Source organism: Chitinophaga alhagiae, from assembly GCF_003568665.1.
In the GTDB taxonomy this organism is placed as follows: Bacteria; Bacteroidota; Bacteroidia; order Chitinophagales; family Chitinophagaceae; genus Chitinophaga; species Chitinophaga alhagiae.
This window is the reverse complement of the sequence record NZ_QXMH01000001.1, coordinates 1,194,072-1,210,296: the sequence shown is the minus strand read 5'-3', so window position 1 is coordinate 1,210,296 and position 16,225 is coordinate 1,194,072. Positions and strand designations below refer to the sequence as shown.

General features: G+C 54.5%; 12 protein-coding genes. 6 read left to right on the top strand and 6 right to left on the bottom strand.

Features of this window, described 5'->3' with window-relative positions; genetic code table 11:
• Positions 1–44: 44 nt before the first annotated feature.
• Both D3A97_RS04700 and D3A97_RS04695 read left to right on the top strand, forming a co-directional pair.
• The gene (locus D3A97_RS04700) at positions 45–632 is read left to right on the top strand and encodes a hypothetical protein (protein ID WP_119077184.1); all 588 of its coding nucleotides are present in this window, start codon (positions 45–47) and stop codon (positions 630–632) included.
• A 305-nt stretch (positions 633–937) separates the two neighbouring features.
• Positions 938–1,573 carry a peroxiredoxin gene (locus tag D3A97_RS04695; RefSeq protein WP_119077181.1) on the top strand — a complete coding sequence of 212 codons (636 nt, stop codon included), beginning with the start codon at positions 938–940 and terminating at the stop codon, positions 1,571–1,573.
• A gap of 376 nt (positions 1,574–1,949) precedes the next feature.
• Here the strand turns inward: D3A97_RS04695 and D3A97_RS04690 are convergent, their stop codons facing one another.
• From D3A97_RS04690 to rlmN, 4 genes are all read right to left on the bottom strand, one after another.
• A complete protein-coding gene (locus tag D3A97_RS04690; protein WP_119077179.1) occupies positions 1,950–3,497 on the bottom strand; it encodes a S41 family peptidase in 1,548 nt (515 codons plus the stop codon).
• 182 nt (positions 3,498–3,679) lie between these two features.
• The gene (locus D3A97_RS04685; protein ID WP_119077177.1) at positions 3,680–4,405 is read right to left on the bottom strand and encodes an RluA family pseudouridine synthase; all 726 of its coding nucleotides are present in this window, start codon (positions 4,403–4,405) and stop codon (positions 3,680–3,682) included.
• A 45-nt stretch (positions 4,406–4,450) separates the two neighbouring features.
• Positions 4,451–5,884 carry a pseudouridine synthase gene (locus D3A97_RS04680; protein ID WP_119077175.1) on the bottom strand — a complete coding sequence of 478 codons (1,434 nt, stop codon included), beginning with the start codon at positions 5,882–5,884 and terminating at the stop codon, positions 4,451–4,453.
• A 41-nt stretch (positions 5,885–5,925) separates the two neighbouring features.
• Complete coding sequence (gene rlmN, locus D3A97_RS04675) at positions 5,926–6,966, bottom strand: dual-specificity RNA methyltransferase RlmN (RefSeq protein ID WP_119077172.1); 1,041 nt, start codon at positions 6,964–6,966, stop codon at positions 5,926–5,928.
• 97 nt (positions 6,967–7,063) lie between these two features.
• Between rlmN and D3A97_RS04670 the strand changes: the two genes are divergently transcribed.
• Together D3A97_RS04670 and D3A97_RS04665 are read left to right on the top strand one after the other, a co-directional pair.
• Positions 7,064–8,263, top strand: coding sequence for an acetyl-CoA C-acyltransferase (locus D3A97_RS04670; protein ID WP_119077169.1), 1,200 nt, complete (start codon positions 7,064–7,066; stop codon positions 8,261–8,263).
• A 152-nt stretch (positions 8,264–8,415) separates the two neighbouring features.
• Positions 8,416–9,348, top strand: coding sequence for a DMT family transporter (locus D3A97_RS04665; protein WP_119077167.1), 933 nt, complete (start codon positions 8,416–8,418; stop codon positions 9,346–9,348).
• A gap of 106 nt (positions 9,349–9,454) precedes the next feature.
• On the opposite strand, the gene D3A97_RS04660 is transcribed toward D3A97_RS04665, so the two are convergent.
• On the bottom strand, positions 9,455–10,027 hold the full coding sequence (locus D3A97_RS04660; protein ID WP_119077165.1) for an RNA polymerase sigma factor: 573 nt from the start codon (positions 10,025–10,027) through the stop codon (positions 9,455–9,457).
• Between the two features lie 291 nt (positions 10,028–10,318).
• Here D3A97_RS04660 and uvrA point away from each other — a divergent pair, with 291 nt between their 5' ends.
• A complete protein-coding gene (gene uvrA / locus D3A97_RS04650) occupies positions 10,319–13,123 on the top strand; it encodes an excinuclease ABC subunit UvrA (RefSeq protein WP_119077152.1) in 2,805 nt (934 codons plus the stop codon).
• Positions 13,124–13,316: 193 nt separating this feature from the next.
• On the opposite strand, the gene D3A97_RS04645 is transcribed toward uvrA, so the two are convergent.
• Positions 13,317–13,766, bottom strand: a complete 450-nt coding sequence (locus tag D3A97_RS04645) for a DUF4293 domain-containing protein (protein WP_119077149.1) — start codon at positions 13,764–13,766, stop codon at positions 13,317–13,319.
• Between the two features lie 115 nt (positions 13,767–13,881).
• Here D3A97_RS04645 and D3A97_RS04640 point away from each other — a divergent pair, with 115 nt between their 5' ends.
• Positions 13,882–16,188, top strand: a complete 2,307-nt coding sequence (locus D3A97_RS04640) for an NADP-dependent malic enzyme (protein ID WP_119077146.1) — start codon at positions 13,882–13,884, stop codon at positions 16,186–16,188.
• Positions 16,189–16,225: the final 37 nt, after the last annotated feature.

Below are 16,225 nucleotides of genomic sequence, written 5' to 3'. Positions count from 1 at the left end.
GCGCAGTGCATGGATATTTTTGTATCGTTATTAAATCAGCTACTATGAAAAAGGTATCCGTAAACATTGCACAGACAGAGGAAGCAACAGCCATCAAAGTAGGCCAGATCATACTGGATGATTCCCATTACCTGACCTGCTGGGGTTACCTGCAAACAGAGACCGGCTGGCGCAAGTGTGATTTTGTAACGAATTACGAAGTGCTCAACACCATGCTGCGTGCTATTGAAGACAAGAGCGAAGCGGTGCAGATGGCTATTGTGCAGAAACTGGAGAATATGGAGCAGATCCCGGAAATGATTGATTTTGAGGCGCAACTGGGTAAAGCGGTGACTTTTGACAATCTCCGTTTCTACTTGTCCCGCCCGCAGTTCCAGCCCGGGAGTGACTACTTGGAGTATACCGGAGACAGCTGTTATTACATCCGCAAGGCGGAATACTGCAGCTCCGCGGAACTGTATGCCGGCCGCATAGACCAGTGTATGCTGACGCTACACAAAAATTACGAGCTGTACCTGGGCTACCTGGAACTGGAATTTGAGGAGAACGAGGCCCGTGCCGCCGCCAACCTGGACGATGACATGAAATATACCCTGGCCTATTACGCCTGGAAACAGGCTAACGGCCGTTAACCCCGAAATTGACCCCAAAGTTTCCCATAGGGGGCAGTGGCGCCGCTCAACAAGACCCCAAAAGGCCATTGCCCCCGCTTTCCGCCCCTTGATTCCTCCTACTGGCAGAAACCGTCCGGAAATATTGCCGCAACCTGTGCTTCCCCGTATCCGGGTCCCCCCGGCGGCCGCCACCCCGGAACGCCCGTCCAGGGCCATTGCCCCCCGCTTTCCGCCTCATCCTCCAACAAACCGGAAAAAAAATCCTTTAAGTCTATAAAATTTGTAGGAAATTAGTATTTTTGATTCCAATAAACTGGTGAAATATGAGTTTAAGATTAGGCGATACGGCTCCCAACTTCCAGGCGAAAACAACCGCTGGCGAAATTGATTTTTACGAATACCTTGGCGATGGCTGGGGCGTATTATTCTCCCACCCGGCAGATTTCACGCCCGTTTGTACAACAGAACTGGGTAAAACAGCCCTGTTGAACGGCGAATTTGCCAAACGTAACGTAAAAGTACTGGCGCTCAGCGTAGACCCGCTTGATAAACATAAGAGCTGGATCAACGATATTAATGAAACCCAGCAGTGTAATGTGGACTTCCCCATCATTGCTGACGAAGATAAAACCGTGGCTAACCTTTACGGCATGATCCACCCGAACGCGTCTGAAACCTTTACGGTGCGTTCCCTGTTCGTGATCGGGCCTGACAAGAAGGTGAAGCTCACTATTACGTACCCCGCGTCTACCGGCAGAAACTTCTTTGAAGTGCTGCGGGTGATCGATTCCCTCCAGTTAACGGCCAACTACAGCGTGGCTACGCCGGCAGACTGGAAAGACGGTGAAGACGTAATTGTAACGGGCGCCGTTAAAACGGAAGATATTCCGGCCAAGTTCCCCAAAGGGCACAAGATCATCAAGCCTTACCTGAGAACTACGCCGCAGCCGAACAAATAATCCCGCAAGGGTGAACATATTACAGGAGGCACGCCCTCCTCACCGATTTTTTTAATGGTTGGTTTTTGATTTTACGAAACGGGGATTTTTCCCCGTTTTTTTATGCCCTTTATGGCATATCTGGCCAGTTTTCCGGGTTGCCGAATCACTAGGCTACTATAGCGCAGCCATGGACCCTTCATAGCCAAGGTCATGGGCAGCTATGGAGAAGCCCTGGTAATGGGTTGGTTATCAGCTGGTAATGACATGCTTTTGCCGGACAAAAAAAGCCGCAAGCTCATTTGAGTCTGCGGCTTGATTATTTTAGGGAAAGGCTTACTGCAATATTGCCCGCCCGCCAGACAGGTTTGCTTTGCGGTTATTTTATAGGCGCGGCTTACTTCAGCACCCGCCGGTCTTCTACCATACCGGTAAACCCTTCCGCGCCGGCGGCCTGCATTTGCAGGGCCTCCACCGGGGCTGCGGTGCGGGCGTTAGACAGCAGTAACTGGTCACGGCCGGTTACCACGCCGGTATTGATGTAGGAGAGCGCCTTGGAGAGGGAGGTTTCTTCCGGGTCGCCAAAGTCACGCGTAAAATCATCAAAAGTGAGGTAGTCAGGCGGGAAACCGGCAAAATAGTCCCCTTTGTCTTGCGCGTTCACGCTGGAGAACTGGCTCATGTACACCGTGTATTTGTCTATGCCGATGCCGAAGAAACCTACGGGCTTGCCATAGGTAGTATCTCCCATGATCTTCACGTTCATATGCGGTTTCAGGCTGTTAATGGTCAGCTCGCTGGCAGAGGCGGAAGAGCCCGTTACAATGAACACCACGTTGGTGATAGCGCCCAGCGCCCCTTCTTTCTTGAATTTGAAGGTGTTGCGGGTGGGGGTAAAGTCTACATTGGCGTAGGTAAGCGGGTTGCCGTTGCCGTCTTTTTTCTGCTGCAGGTTCTCGTCCAGCAGGGGAATGGCTTTGAGGATGGGGGCGTTGCCTTCCTGTAACAGCTTGTTAAAAATTTCCTTGTACATCACCTGGCCGGTGAGGCTGGCCGGGGCTATCAGGTTGGCCAGGTACTGGAAGGTTTCCACGTACCCGCCGCCGTTATAGCGGAGGTCTATCACCAGGTTGTTCACGCCTTTATTGGCAAACTCGTTGAATGCGTTCTGCAGGCTGGTTTTGGCTACGGAAAGACGGCTGAACCGGCCCAGGTTAATGTACCCGGTTACTTTGCTGCCGCTGGTAAATACCTTCCAGGTATACACGGGGTCGTTGGTGTAAGCGGCCTTGGAGATGGTAACTGTTGTAAAGTCCGTGGCGCCCGGTTTCCTGAATTTCAGTTTTAAGGTACTGCTGTTCAGCGCCGCGGTTACCGCGCTCTGGTTCAGCACTACGGGAGCGTCATTAATTTCAGTGATCTCGCAGCCCCGGGTAATGCCGGCATTGTCAGCCGGGGAACCTCTTTCCACCAGCCGCACGTACAGCCATTTGGCAGGCCCGCCTGCGGTCTGGCTTACCAAAAAGGTGCCGATGCCCAGGTCATTGCCCTTTCCTTCCAGGTCTACCGTGCCTTGTATGCCCCGGGCGGCATTGCCCTTTTCCACAAAAGAATATTTGGGGGAACTGCCGCCGGTATATTCGTAAGGTTTGCCTGTGGCGGTGTTGATCTTGTACTGTGAGATCTTGAACAGTTCGCTTTGCAGGCTGGCATATTCGTCACTTCCTTCAAAGGAGCGGGGGTTGAAGGTGTTATAGTCTGGCAATGCATCGTACCAGAGATAGGTTTCTTTGGCATAGAGGTAAAGGGAATCAAGACTTAGCTGGGTGCGGGTGCCGGTGGCGGGAGGCCCGTCAGGCCCCGGGTCTTGTTTGGAGCCTTTTTTACAGGCAGGTGCAGCGGCCACTATCAGTAAGCTGAATATGGCAATCCGTGTTCTTCTCATACAAGGGGATGATTTACGATGAAATTTACTATAATTCGATCAGATTTTGCGGCCCTAACCGGCCAGTAACCCAAATTTCACGGTGAACGGGCTTTTTTGCCGCCTGTCTGATATAAACGGTGAAAGCGCCGGTTAGTTGCCCTTCCCGTCAAATAAAAAAGAGGCCCCGGGGCCTCTTTCGTTTATGCTTTCTTGTGTTTTCTCAGTTGTTGCAATACGGCTGTCATATCCTTGGGCAGGGGCGCTTCCAGCTCATGACGCACGCCATGGCTGTCTGTAAACTTCAGTTGCCAGGCATGCAGCGCCAGCCGGGCCAGCAGCGGCGTTTCCTCTTCCGTGAATTTGCCCAGCCTGAATTTCTTTTTGATGGCAGACAGCTTCACCGGTTCCTTGCTGCCGTACAGCTCGTCTACCGCAATAGGGTGGCCCAGGTGTTTCATGTGAACGCGTATCTGGTGGGTGCGGCCGGTGTGGATGCGGAGTTTTACAAGGCTGAAAATACCGAAGGCTTCCTGCACTTCATAGTCTGTCAGCGAAGGGCGGCCCTTGGCATTGGTCACCATTTTGCCGCGCTGCACCGGGTGCTCCATGATGGGCGCATTGATACTGCCCGCAGGGGCAGGCAATTCTCCGTTCACAATACCGAGGTAGTATTTCTCCACCTCGCGGGACTCAAATAACTGCGAGAGATATTTATGCGCCGCTTCGTGTTTGGCAAAGAGCACGGTGCCACTGGTATCCCTGTCAAGCCGGTGTACGGTGAATATTTCGCCGTAGTGTCTTTTCAACCGGGTGGAGAGAGCGTCCAGCGCATTGTCGTGCCGGTCCGGGATGGTCAGCAAACCGGAAGGTTTGTTCACCGCTACAAAATCGTTGTTCTCGAATATGATGAGCTGTTCTGTGCGCATATGCTGAAAACGGGCCGTACCACAGATACGGCCCGGTGAAGGAAATTATTTGAAATGTTTGAGCAGGATCACTTCCTTGTCTGTCAGGAAGCGCCATTTGCCGCGGTTCAGGTTCTTTTTGGTAAGGCCGGCGTACATCACCCTGTCCAGCTTCTCCACTGAATATTGCAGGTGTTCGAAGATGCGGCGCACAATGCGGTTTTTACCGCTGTGGATCTCGATGCCGATCTGTTTTTTATCCTTACTGTCCACGTACCCCAGCGCGTCTACAAAGGCGGCCCCGTCTTCCAGGGTAACGCCGCCCAGTATCTTTTCGAAGTCTGCCTTGGTAAGGGGCTTGTCAAGCTCTACGTGGTATATCTTTTTGATGTTGTGTTTGGGGTGTGCCAGTTTCTGCGCCAGCTCCCCATCGTTGGTGAGCAGCAGCAGGCCGGAGGTATTGCGGTCAAGGCGGCCTACGGGGTAGAGCCTTTCTTCCGCCGCATCTTCCACCAGTTCCATAACGGTTTGCCGGCCTTCGGGATCGTCTGTGGTGGTGATGTAGCCTTTCGGTTTGTTGAGCAATACGTATACCAGGTTCTTTTGCAGGAGGATGCGTTTATCGTCCAGCTTCACGGCGTCTTTGCCGGTTACCTTGAACGCGGGCTCTATTATTTTTTCACCGTTAACGGTTACACGCCCTTCCTTGATATAGTCTACCGCCTTGCGCCGGCTGCAGATGCCGCAATGGGCAATGAACTTGTTCAGCGGCATTTCCGCGGTGTCTGCTTCCGCAGGGGCCTCAATGGCTATGCGTTTGCGGGTGCTTTTCGGTTTGTTGGACTTGGTGCCGTGTACAGCGGCTTTGCGTTCGCTCTTTTTCTTCGGCCTGTCATTATCTTTTGCAAAGCGCTTTTTAGGGCGGTCTTCACCGTCACCGAAACTTTTCTTCGGCCGGTCATCGTCTTTCGCAAAGCGCTTTTTAGGGCGGTCTTCACCGTCACCGAAACTTCTCTTCGGCCGGTCATCATCTTTCGCAAAGCGCTTTTTGGGCCGGTCTTCACTGTCACCGAAACTTCTCTTCGGCCGGTCATCGTCTTTCGCAAAGCGTTTTTTGGGGCGGTCTTCACTGTCACGGAAACTTCTCTTCGGCCGGTCAGTATCTTTCGCAAAGCGTTTTTTTGGGCGGTCTTCCCCGTCACCGAAACTTCTCTTCGGCCGGTCATCGTCTTTCGCAAAGCGTTTTTTGGGGCGGTCTTCCCCGTCACCGAAACTTCTCTTCGGCCGGTCATCGTCTTTCGCAAAGCGCTTTTTGGGCCGGTCTTCACTGTCACGGAAAGTTCTCTTCGGTTTGTCATCGTCACCACCAAAGCGCTTTTTAGGCCGGTCTTCCCCATCTCCGAAACCACTTTTCGGGCCACGTTGAAATGCCGGTTTGTTGCTGGATTTATTTTCTTTGAAAGGTGTAAACCCCTTTTTGGCGGGCTTGCTTTTTTTCATGCTGTTTATTTAAAGTTGCTGCATTCCTGCAGTAATATGCTTTATGCTTTGTTGGCCAGTTGCCCGCAGGCGGCGTCTATGTCCTTTCCCCGGCTGCGCCGCAAACGCGCGTTCACCTTGTGTTTGCCAAGGTACGCCATAAACTCGTCTGCCGCCTCCGGGGAAGGTTTCTGGAACCGCGCGTTGTCAATAGGGTTGTATTCGATAATGTTCACCAGGTCTACCGGTACCTGCCGGTATATTTTGATCAGCTCGTCAGCATCCTGCACGGCGTCATTAAAATCCTTGAAAAGAATGTATTCGAAAGATATTTCGTTCTGCGTAGCCTTGTAAAAATAGTTCAGCGCTTCCACCAATACCTTCAGGTTATTGGTTTCATTGATGGGCATAATTTCGCTCCGCTTCCTGTCATTGGCCGCATGAAGGCTCAGCGCCAGGTTGAAGCGCACCTCATCGTCTCCCAGCTGTTTGATCATTTTGGCCACCCCGGCGGTAGATACGGTAATGCGTTTGGGGCTCATGCCCAGGCCTTCCGGGGAGGTAATGCGCTCTATGGACCGGAGCACGTTCTTATAATTCAGCAGGGGTTCGCCCATGCCCATGTATACGATGTTGGTCAGTTTTTTACCGGACTGCTCCAGGGCTTGTTTGTTAATGAGGGCCACTTCGTCAAAGATCTCGTCAAATTCCAGGTTCCGCTTGCGGTCCATGTACCCTGTGGCGCAGAACTTGCAGCTCAGGCTGCAGCCTACCTGGGAGGAAACGCAGGCCGTCTGCCGGGTGGCGGTGGGGATCAGCACCCCTTCCACCAGGTGGCCGTCGTGCAGCCGGAAGCGGCTTTTAATGGTGCCGTCCGTGCTATGCTGGGTGGCGTCCACTTTAATGGATGGCAGGGAGAACCGCTCTTCCAGGGCGGCCCGCAGAGGTTTGCTCAGGTTGGTCATGGCCTCAAATTCCGGGGCCTGCTTTGCCCACAGCCACTCATACACCTGTTTGGCCCGGAACGGCTTTTCACCCATCTCCGCAAATACGTCCTGTATCTCCGGAAGGCTCAAATGCCGTATGTTCTGCTTCTGCATCATCCCGCAAAGGTACGTGCATATTTCGGATTTGGAATTGCGGGGCCGCGGGTAATGCCGAATACTTGCAATAAATTCGCAACTTTAACAAAACACCCACATGCAAGCAGCTTACATCACAGATGCCGTCAGGAGCCCCATAGGCCGCTACGGCGGTGCTTTAAGAACGGTGCGGCCAGACGATCTGCTGGCCCTCATGCTCCGCTCGCTGTTGAAACGCAATCCTGCGCTGGACCCCGCCGCCATTGAGGACGTAATTGCCGGGGCTACCAACCAGGCCGGGGAAGACAACCGGGACGTGGCCCGCATGGCCGTGCTGCTGGCAGGGCTGCCCGTTTCCGTAGCGGGCAACACCGTAAACCGCCTTTGCGCCTCCGGCCTGCAGGCCATTATGGACGCCGCCCGCGCTGTGATGTGCGGCGAGGGCGATGTGTACATGGCCGGCGGGGTGGAAAGCATGACCCGGGCCCCGCTCGTGATGCCCAAGGCAGACGGGGCCTTCAGCCGCAAAACCGAAATTTACGACTCTACCATAGGCTGGCGCTTCACCAACGAAAAGCTGGCCGCCCTGTACCACCCCTTTTCCATGGGTGAAACAGCGGAGAACGTGGCCCGGGAGTGGAAGATTAGCCGGGAAGACCAGGACCGGTTTGCCTTTGACAGCCAGCTGAAATACAAACAGGCCCAGGCCGCCGGTGTCTGGGCAGACGAGATCATACCCGTAGAAATTACGCCCAATAAAGAAGAGCAGGTGGTGTTCTCGAAAGATGAGCCGCCCCGGGAGACCAGCCTCGAAAAGCTGGCCGGCCTCAAGCCCGCTTTCGTCAAGAACGGCACCGTAACGGCCGGCAACTCCTCCGGCATTAACGACGGGGCTTCCGCCGTGCTGGTGGTATCCGAAAGCGCGCTCAAACAGTTCAACCTGCGGCCCATAGCCCGCATTTGCGCCATGGCCGTGGCCGGGGTAGACCCCGCCATCATGGGCATTGGCCCGGTGCCCGCCACCGCCAAAGCCCTGCAACGCGCCGGCCTCCGGGTGGCAGACCTGGACGTGATAGAGCTGAACGAAGCCTTTGCTTCCCAGTCGCTGGCCTGCATCCGCGAGCTGGGGCTTGACCCGCAGAAAGTCAATTTTAACGGCGGCTCCATTGCCATTGGCCACCCGCTGGGCTGCAGCGGCGCCCGTATTACCACTACCCTGATGCATGAAATGAAGCGGCGGGCCGGTACCCGGTACGGGCTGGCCACCATGTGCGTGGGAGTGGGGCAGGGGGCGGCCATCGTGTTCGAGAAGATGTAGCAGCGGCAGTTTGCCGGGCATGTGCGCAAGGCGGCCGCATAAAAGGTGGTTTTGCCGCGCCACTGCTATGCAATACACGTCCTCCCGCAATGTTATTCATCATTCCGTTGCTGAAATTGCCGCCAGATGCCCGATCTTTGCGGCATCATGCCATGAAAAGATCCAGCTTTGCCCTTGGGTTTACCATGGCCCTGGTGGGGGCCATGATGTTTTCCGCCAAGGCTATTTACGTAAAATTGGTATACCGGTCGGAACCTGCTATTGATGCCATTTCCATGCTGGCGCTGAGAATGCTGTTTTCCCTCCCTTTTTACCTGGTCACCGCCTGGCTGCTGGCCCGGCGGTCGGACAATGTGAAACTCACGCCCCGCCAGTGGGGCGCCATTGCCATATTGGGCCTGCTGGGGTATTATATGAGCAGCCTGCTGGACTTTATGGGCCTGGCCTACATTTCCGCCGGGCTGGAGCGGCTTATCCTCTTCCTGTACCCCACTTTTGCCCTCCTTATTGGCGCCCTGGCCTTTAAAAAGAAGATCACCCGCACCCAGTGGCTGGCCCTGCTGATCGCCTATGTGGGCATGGTGATCGCTTTCCTCGGAGACGTGCAGGAGCGGTGGGATGCTACCGTGCTCACCGGCAGCTTGCTGGTGCTTGGTTGCGCGGTTACCTACGCCTTTTACATTGTGGGCGGCGGGGAGGTGATCCCCAAAGTGGGCTCTATGAAATTTACCGCCTATGCCCTGGGTTTTTCCTCCCTGGGGGTGTTCACCCAGTACCTTGTCAAACACGGGGTGCAGCCGCAGCAGTTTTCCGGGCATACCTACTGGCTGTGTTTCCAGATGGCCATTATATCTACCGTGGTCCCCACCTTCCTGACCAGCGAAGGCATCCGCAAAATAGGCTCCGGCAATACGGCCATCATTACCAGTGTGGGGCCGGTGGCTACTATTGTGCAGGCTTACATTTTCCTGGGGGAGCCTATTACCTGGCCGCAGCTGCTGGGCACGGCGCTGGTGCTGGCGGGTATCCTGATGATCGGGAAAAAGGGGAAGCAGCAGGCCCCAAAGCCGCTGCAGGAGCGGTAAAATTCATGGCAGGCCCGCTCAGCATACCAGCCCCCCGCGGGCATAAAAAAAACGAGCGGTAGACATTACATCCCACCGCCCGTTCATGGCAAGCAAAAAAGGGTACTCACAAACAAATCTGCTTCTCCGTCATCATTTTCCGGAGATTGATCAGGCCATAGCGCATACGGCCCAATGCAGTATTGATGCTCACATTTGTGAGGTCGGCAATTTCCTTGAAGCTCAGTTCAGCGTAATGCCGGAGAATGATCACCTCCCGCTGCTCTTCGGGCAGCAGGTCCAGCATCTTGCGCACACTGTTGTGGCTTTGCCGGGTGATCATTTTTTCCTCCGCGCTCGGTTCGCTGAAACCCAGCACATTGAAAATATCTTTATCATCGCTGGTTTTGATCACCGGCGTACGTTTGATCTTGCGGAAGTGGTCAACACAAAGGTTGTGCGCTATGCGCATGGCCCAGGGGAGGAACTTTCCCTTCTCGGTATACCGTTCCGCACGGATGGTATCAATGATCTTGATGAATGTATCCTGGAAGATATCTTCGGCGAGAAAGGCGTCTTTAACGAGCAATACGATGGAAGTATAGAGTTTATCCTTATGGCGGTAAACCAGCTCCTCCAGGGCGGAAGAGTGCCCCTTCTTGAACAGCGTGATCAGTTGTTCGTCATTCAGTTTGTACATTACTTGCATATACGACTACCAATAGCGGTTAGTAAATAATACGGACTTCAACAGTCAGTAGGTTGTGTGATAGCGTAAAGTTTAGACTATAATGTACAATTTTTAAGTTCAGAATGTTAACCGCGGTTCCAGGTATAAGATGGCGGTTATTGCAAATATAAAGGAATACTTCAATAAAACAACACCCCGCCGGAAATTTGGCTGGAAAGACGCAGGGCCCGCCCGCATTCCGGGGTTTGGGGAAACTTATACCCCTTCAGAAAGCGCCCAAACCCTTAAATTTGTGTTCCTATGTGCGCAAAAGAAAGAACCAGGAAAGTAACCGTTGAACCTGAACCAGTTAGCGCTCCGGACCAGATCTTTATCAAAGGGGCCCGGGTGCATAATCTCAAGAACGTCAGCGTTTCCATACCCAGAAATAAGCTGGTGGTAGTTACCGGGGTAAGCGGCTCGGGCAAGAGCAGCCTCACCATGGACACCCTGTACGCCGAAGGCCAGCGCCGCTACGCGGAAAGCCTCAGCGCCTACGCCCGCCAGTTCCTCATGCGGATGAACAAGCCGGATGTGGACTACATCAAGGGCATTTGCCCGGCCATTGCCATTGAGCAGAAGGTAGTTACGCGTACCCCCCGCTCCACCGTAGGGTCTATGACGGAGCTGTACGACTATTTCCGCCTGCTGTTTGCCCGGGCCGGCCAAACCTTTTCCCCTGTTTCCGGCCAGCTGGTCAAAAAACATGAGGTGAGCGATGTGGTAGACGCTATTGCCAACCTGCCCAAAGGCAGCAAGGTGCAGATACTGGTGCCCTTCCGCCAGCACCCCAACCGCAAAAGCGGGGAAGAGCTGGGCATCCTCATGCAGAAAGGTTTTTCCCGCCTGTACGTAAAAGGCGCCCTGGTGCGTATTGAGGAACTGCTGGAAGAAAAAAGCCCTAAAATACCCGCCGGCGCCTACGTGCTGGTAGACCGTATTGTGGTGAAAGACTTTGAGGAAGATGACAGGCACCGCATTGCGGATTCCGTGCAAACCGCCTTTTACGAAAGTGAAGGAGACTGCTTCCTGGAAGTAGACGGCGAGATCTCGCAGCATTTCTCCAACCGTTTTGAGCTGGACGGCATCCAGTTTGAAGAACCGGTGCCCAACCTCTTCTCTTTCAACAACCCCTACGGCGCCTGCCCCACCTGCGAAGGTTTTGGCCAGGTGCTGGGCATAGACGCGGACCTGGTGATACCAGACCGCCGCCTCAGTGTTTTTGAAGGGGCCATTGCGCCCTGGCGCGGGGAAAAAATGGGAGAGTACAAGGAAGCGCTCATCAAAAGCGCCCGCAAGTTCAACTTTCCTGTACATAAACCCGTGGCAGACCTTACAGACGAGCAGCTGCAGCTGCTGTGGACGGGCAACGAGCACTTCTACGGCCTGAACGAGTTCTTCAAAATGGTGGAGCAGAACCTCTACAAGGTGCAATACCGCGTGATGCAGGCCCGCTACCGCGGCCGCACCACCTGCCCCACCTGCAACGGCGCCCGGCTCCGCAAAGAGGCGCTATACGTCAAAGTAGGCGGCGCCGGCATTGCAGACCTCGTGAACATGCCGGTAGAAAAGCTGAAAACCTGGTTCGATGACCTGGAGCTGAACGAATACCAGCAGCAGGTATCGAAAAGGATCATGATAGAGATCAATCATCGTATAAAAACCCTGCTGGATGTGGGTTTGAGCTATCTTACCCTCAACCGCGTGGCCAATACCCTGAGCGGCGGCGAAAGCCAGCGCATACAGCTCACCCGCACCCTGGGCAGCAACCTCACCAACTCCCTCTACATCCTTGACGAGCCCAGCATAGGCCTGCACGCGCGGGATACCCACCGCCTCATACACGTGCTGCACGAGCTGCGGGACCTGGGTAACACGGTAGTGGTGGTAGAGCACGATGAGCAGATGATGGAAAAGGCAGACCACATCATAGACATGGGCCCGCTGGCCAGCCACCTCGGCGGTGAAGTGATCTTCTCCGGCTCCTATCCCGAGATACTGAAAGACGGGAAAAGCCTTACCGGCAAATACCTCAGCGGCCACCTGCGCATTGAGCCGCCCGCCCACCTGCGCAAGTGGAAACGCTCCATTGTGCTGGAAGGCTGCCGGCAGAACAACCTGAAGAACATAGACGTGGAATTTCCCCTGGGCATCCTCACCGTGGTAAGCGGCGTGAGCGGCTCCGGCAAAACCACGCTCATCAAACAGATATTGTACCCCGCGCTGATGAAGCTGAAAGGGGAGTTTACAGACAGGGTGGGCCACCACCGCCTGATGCGCGGAGACCTGGAGTACGTTACGCAAATAGAGATGATAGACCAGAACCCCATCGGCAAATCTTCCCGCTCCAACCCGGTTACCTACATCAAGGCGTACGACGAGATACGCGACCTATTTTCCAAACAGCCCCTCAGCAAGATGCGCGGCTTTCAGCCCAAACATTTTTCTTTCAATGTAGACGGCGGCCGTTGCGATACCTGCAAGGGAGAAGGCGAAGTGGTAGTGGAAATGCAGTTCCTCGCGGACGTACACCTTACCTGCGAGACCTGCGGCGGCAAACGGTTTAAAGATGAAGTGCTGGAAGTGACCTACAAGGGGAAGAGCATCTACGAGATACTGGAAATGGGCGTGGATGAGGCCATCGAGTTCTTTAAGGATGAAAAGGATGTAGTGAGCAAGATCCGCCCGCTGAGCGATGTAGGGCTGGGGTATGTGAAGCTCGGTCAGTCTTCAGACACCCTGAGCGGCGGCGAAGCCCAGCGCGTGAAGCTGGCTTCCTTCCTGGGCAAAGGCAAGGCACAGGGCCACATCCTCTTTATTTTTGACGAACCTACCACCGGCCTGCATTTCCATGATATCAAAAAACTGCTGGCCTCTTTCAACGCATTGATAGACCAGGGCCACAGCGTACTGGTGATAGAGCATAACCTTGACGTGATCCGCTCCGCGGACTGGGCCATAGACCTGGGCCCGGAAGGCGGAGAAGGCGGCGGCAGCCTGCTGTACGCGGGCGTGCCGGAAGGGTTGAAGAAGGTGAAGGAGAGTTATACCGGCAAATTTTTGTAAGGTGCTGGCTCAGTAGCAGCAATTGTTTTTACAATTGGTACCAGACTGCTACAGATAGTGCGTCCGGTCTTGCAGGCCAGTTGCCTGAAAGACCTCTTGCAATAGACAAATGGTACGGGTAGACAATGCTGCATAAACAAAAGCGGATGTTCCTTTCCGGAGCATCCGCTTTTGTTATCGTTTATTGCCGCTGTTACCGCAACCGGTCCAGCGACTTGATCAGTTTCTCGTCTTTATAAATACCCCGCGCCGCCAGGAACAGGCATACGATCATCACAATAGGCAGGAAGGCGGGCAGCAGGTAGGTGGCGGAAATAATGGTGGCCCCTTCGTTCTGGAGGGCATTGGCCTTGTCCTGCACCTTGAAATAGATGAGCGCCAGCACGGCAACGGCCAGGAGTATGTTCAGCACCGTTAAACGGAACTGGAGCTTGCGTTTTTTGTACAGGAAAATGCACACAAAAGCCAGTATGGTGCTCACCATCAATACAATAAATATCAGATAGCTGGAGGTGGCGTTGAAATAGTCTTCAGTGGCCACGTTCCCTTTGGTCAGCTTTGCTTTCCAGAGGTTAAAGCTGCCCATGGCGCCTCCCGCAATGGCCGCGAGCAATAAAAAGAGGCTTTGGATACGTTGTATCATGATATTTGTAAATGTTTAACGCCATAAAAGTAAATAATTATTGCGAACCTGCACGAACGTATTAGGCCCCGTTCCTCCATTACTTCGTATATTGCACGCCCAATAACGATCTTATATGGCCAGAAAAATCAATAAACAGGATGCGCTGGACTATCATGCCATGGGCAGGCCCGGTAAAATAGAGGTGGTGCCCACCAAAGACACCAAAACCCAATGGGACCTTTCCCTGGCCTACTCCCCCGGTGTGGCGGAGCCCTGCAAGGAGATAGAACGCGATGTGGAGAATGTTTACAAGTATACCGCCAAGGGCAACCTGGTGGCCGTGATCAGCAATGGTACCGCGGTGCTGGGGCTGGGAGACATTGGCCCCGAGGCCGGCAAACCCGTGATGGAAGGAAAGGGCGTGCTGTTCAAGATATTTGCGGATATAGATGTGTTCGACATTGAGCTGAACACCAAAAACGTAGACGAGTTTGTACAGGTGGTGAAAGCCATGGAACCTACCTTTGGCGGCATCAACCTGGAAGATATCAAAAGCCCCGAATGTTTTGCCATTGAGGAGCGCCTCCGCAAGGAGCTGAAGATCCCGGTTATGCACGATGACCAGCATGGTACCGCCATCATTTCCAGCGCGGCCCTGTTGAACGCCCTGTACCTGGTAAAGAAAAAAATAGACAAGGTGAAATTTGTGGTGAACGGCGCAGGCGCCGCCGCCATGGCCTGCGTGAGGCTGTATGCATCGCTGGGCGCCAGGCCGGAGAACTTCATCATGTTTGATAAAGACGGAGTGCTGAACAAGCAGCGGGCAGACCTGGACGCCATGAAGCAGCAGTTTGCCACATCTTCCAAAGTGACCACCCTGGCCGAAGCCCTTAAAGGAGCGGACGTATTTGTGGGCCTGTCTGTAGGCAACGTGGTAACGGCGGAAATGGTGAAAAGCATGGCCAAAAATCCCGTGGTGTTCGCCATGGCCAACCCTGACCCCGAGATAACCTGGGAAACCGCCGTGGAAGCCAGGAAAGATGTGATCATGGCCACCGGCCGCTCGGACTATCCCAACCAGGTCAACAACGTACTGGGCTTCCCGTATATATTCCGCGGCGCGCTGGACGTACGCGCCACCCAGATCAATGAGGCCATGAAACTGGCGGCCGTGCATGCCCTGGCAGACCTCACCAAATCTCCCGTGCCGGACATTGTGAACCTGGCCTACAACGAACGCAACCTTGTATTTGGCCCACATTACATCATACCCAAACCGCTGGACCCGCGCCTGCTCAGCACAGTGGCGCCCGCCGTGGCCAAAGCGGCCATGGACAGCGGCGTGGCGCTGGCCCCCATCACTGATTGGGACGCCTACCGCGAAGAGCTGAACAACCGCCTGGGCCTGGATAACCAGCTGTTCCGCGTAATAGGCTCCAAAGCCCGCAAAGACCCGCGCCGCGTAGTGTTTGCGGAAGCAGACAACCTGAAGATTTTGAAGGCCGCGCAGGTAGTGGAGGAAGAAGGTATTGCCATCCCCATTCTGCTGGGCAACGAAAAACGCATCCGCAGCCTCATGGCAGAAAACGGTATCGAAATAGACAACGCGCAGATCGTAGACCCGAAGAGCGATGAAATGTCTGCCACCCGCCACCGCTTTGGCGAACTGTTTTTTCATAAACGCCAGCGCAAAGGTTTCAACCTGTACGAAGCCAAAAAGATCATGCGCGAGCGCAACTATTTTGGCTGCATGATGGTGGAAACAGGCGAAGCGGACGCCCTTATCTCCGGCCTCACCCGCAAGTATCCGGACACCATCCGCCCCGCGCTGCAGGTGATAGGCATGGAAGAAGGCGCCAAACGCGTGGCCGGCATGTACATCATCAATACCAAACGCGGCCCCCTCTTTTTGGCAGACACTACCGTGAACTTCAACCCCACGGCCGAAGAACTGGCAGACATCACCATGCTGGTAGCCAAGGAAGTACGCCAGTTCAACATCACGCCGCGCATTGCCATGGTATCTTACTCCAACTTCGGCTCCAGCCAAACGCCCGAGGCACAACTGGTCAGCCGCGCCCGTGAAATTGTAAAGCGCATGGACCCCACGCTGACGGTAGACGGGGAAATACAGGCGGCCATGGCCTTCAACAAGGAAATACTGAAAGACAACTACCCCTTCTCCGAGCTGATAGATGAGGATGTGAACACCCTCATCTTCCCCAACCTCGCCGCAGGCAACGTAGCTTATAACCTGCTGCAGGAAGTGGCGGGCTTTGACTCCATAGGCCCCATTCTGCTGGGCATGAAAAAACCGGTACACATCCTGCAGCTGGGCTCTACCGTAAGGCAGATCGTGAACGTGGTGCTCATTGCCGTGGTAGACGCGCAAACCAAGTGCTGCCGCGAGGAGGAAGCGAAGAACGGGAAGAAGAAATAACTGAGCGGGCGGCGCTGAGGAGGCGCCGCTTTTTTTT

Bases quoted from the DNA above. Each gene is read 5' to 3' on its own strand.
- D3A97_RS04690 (WP_119077179.1), bottom strand. From the start codon at position 3,497: ATGAGAAGAACACGGATTGCCATATTCAGCTTACTGATAGTGGCCGCT.
- D3A97_RS04640 (WP_119077146.1), top strand. From the start codon at position 13,882: ATGGCCAGAAAAATCAATAAACAGGATGCGCTGGACTATCATGCCATG.
- D3A97_RS04670 (WP_119077169.1), top strand. From the start codon at position 7,064: ATGCAAGCAGCTTACATCACAGATGCCGTCAGGAGCCCCATAGGCCGC.
- rlmN (WP_119077172.1), bottom strand. From the start codon at position 6,966: ATGATGCAGAAGCAGAACATACGGCATTTGAGCCTTCCGGAGATACAG.
- D3A97_RS04685 (WP_119077177.1), bottom strand. From the start codon at position 4,405: ATGCGCACAGAACAGCTCATCATATTCGAGAACAACGATTTTGTAGCG.
- D3A97_RS04695 (WP_119077181.1), top strand. From the start codon at position 938: ATGAGTTTAAGATTAGGCGATACGGCTCCCAACTTCCAGGCGAAAACA.
- D3A97_RS04660 (WP_119077165.1), bottom strand. From the start codon at position 10,027: ATGTACAAACTGAATGACGAACAACTGATCACGCTGTTCAAGAAGGGG.
- D3A97_RS04665 (WP_119077167.1), top strand. From the start codon at position 8,416: ATGAAAAGATCCAGCTTTGCCCTTGGGTTTACCATGGCCCTGGTGGGG.
- D3A97_RS04700 (WP_119077184.1), top strand. From the start codon at position 45: ATGAAAAAGGTATCCGTAAACATTGCACAGACAGAGGAAGCAACAGCC.
- uvrA (WP_119077152.1), top strand. From the start codon at position 10,319: ATGTGCGCAAAAGAAAGAACCAGGAAAGTAACCGTTGAACCTGAACCA.
- D3A97_RS04680 (WP_119077175.1), bottom strand. From the start codon at position 5,884: ATGAAAAAAAGCAAGCCCGCCAAAAAGGGGTTTACACCTTTCAAAGAA.
- D3A97_RS04645 (WP_119077149.1), bottom strand. From the start codon at position 13,766: ATGATACAACGTATCCAAAGCCTCTTTTTATTGCTCGCGGCCATTGCG.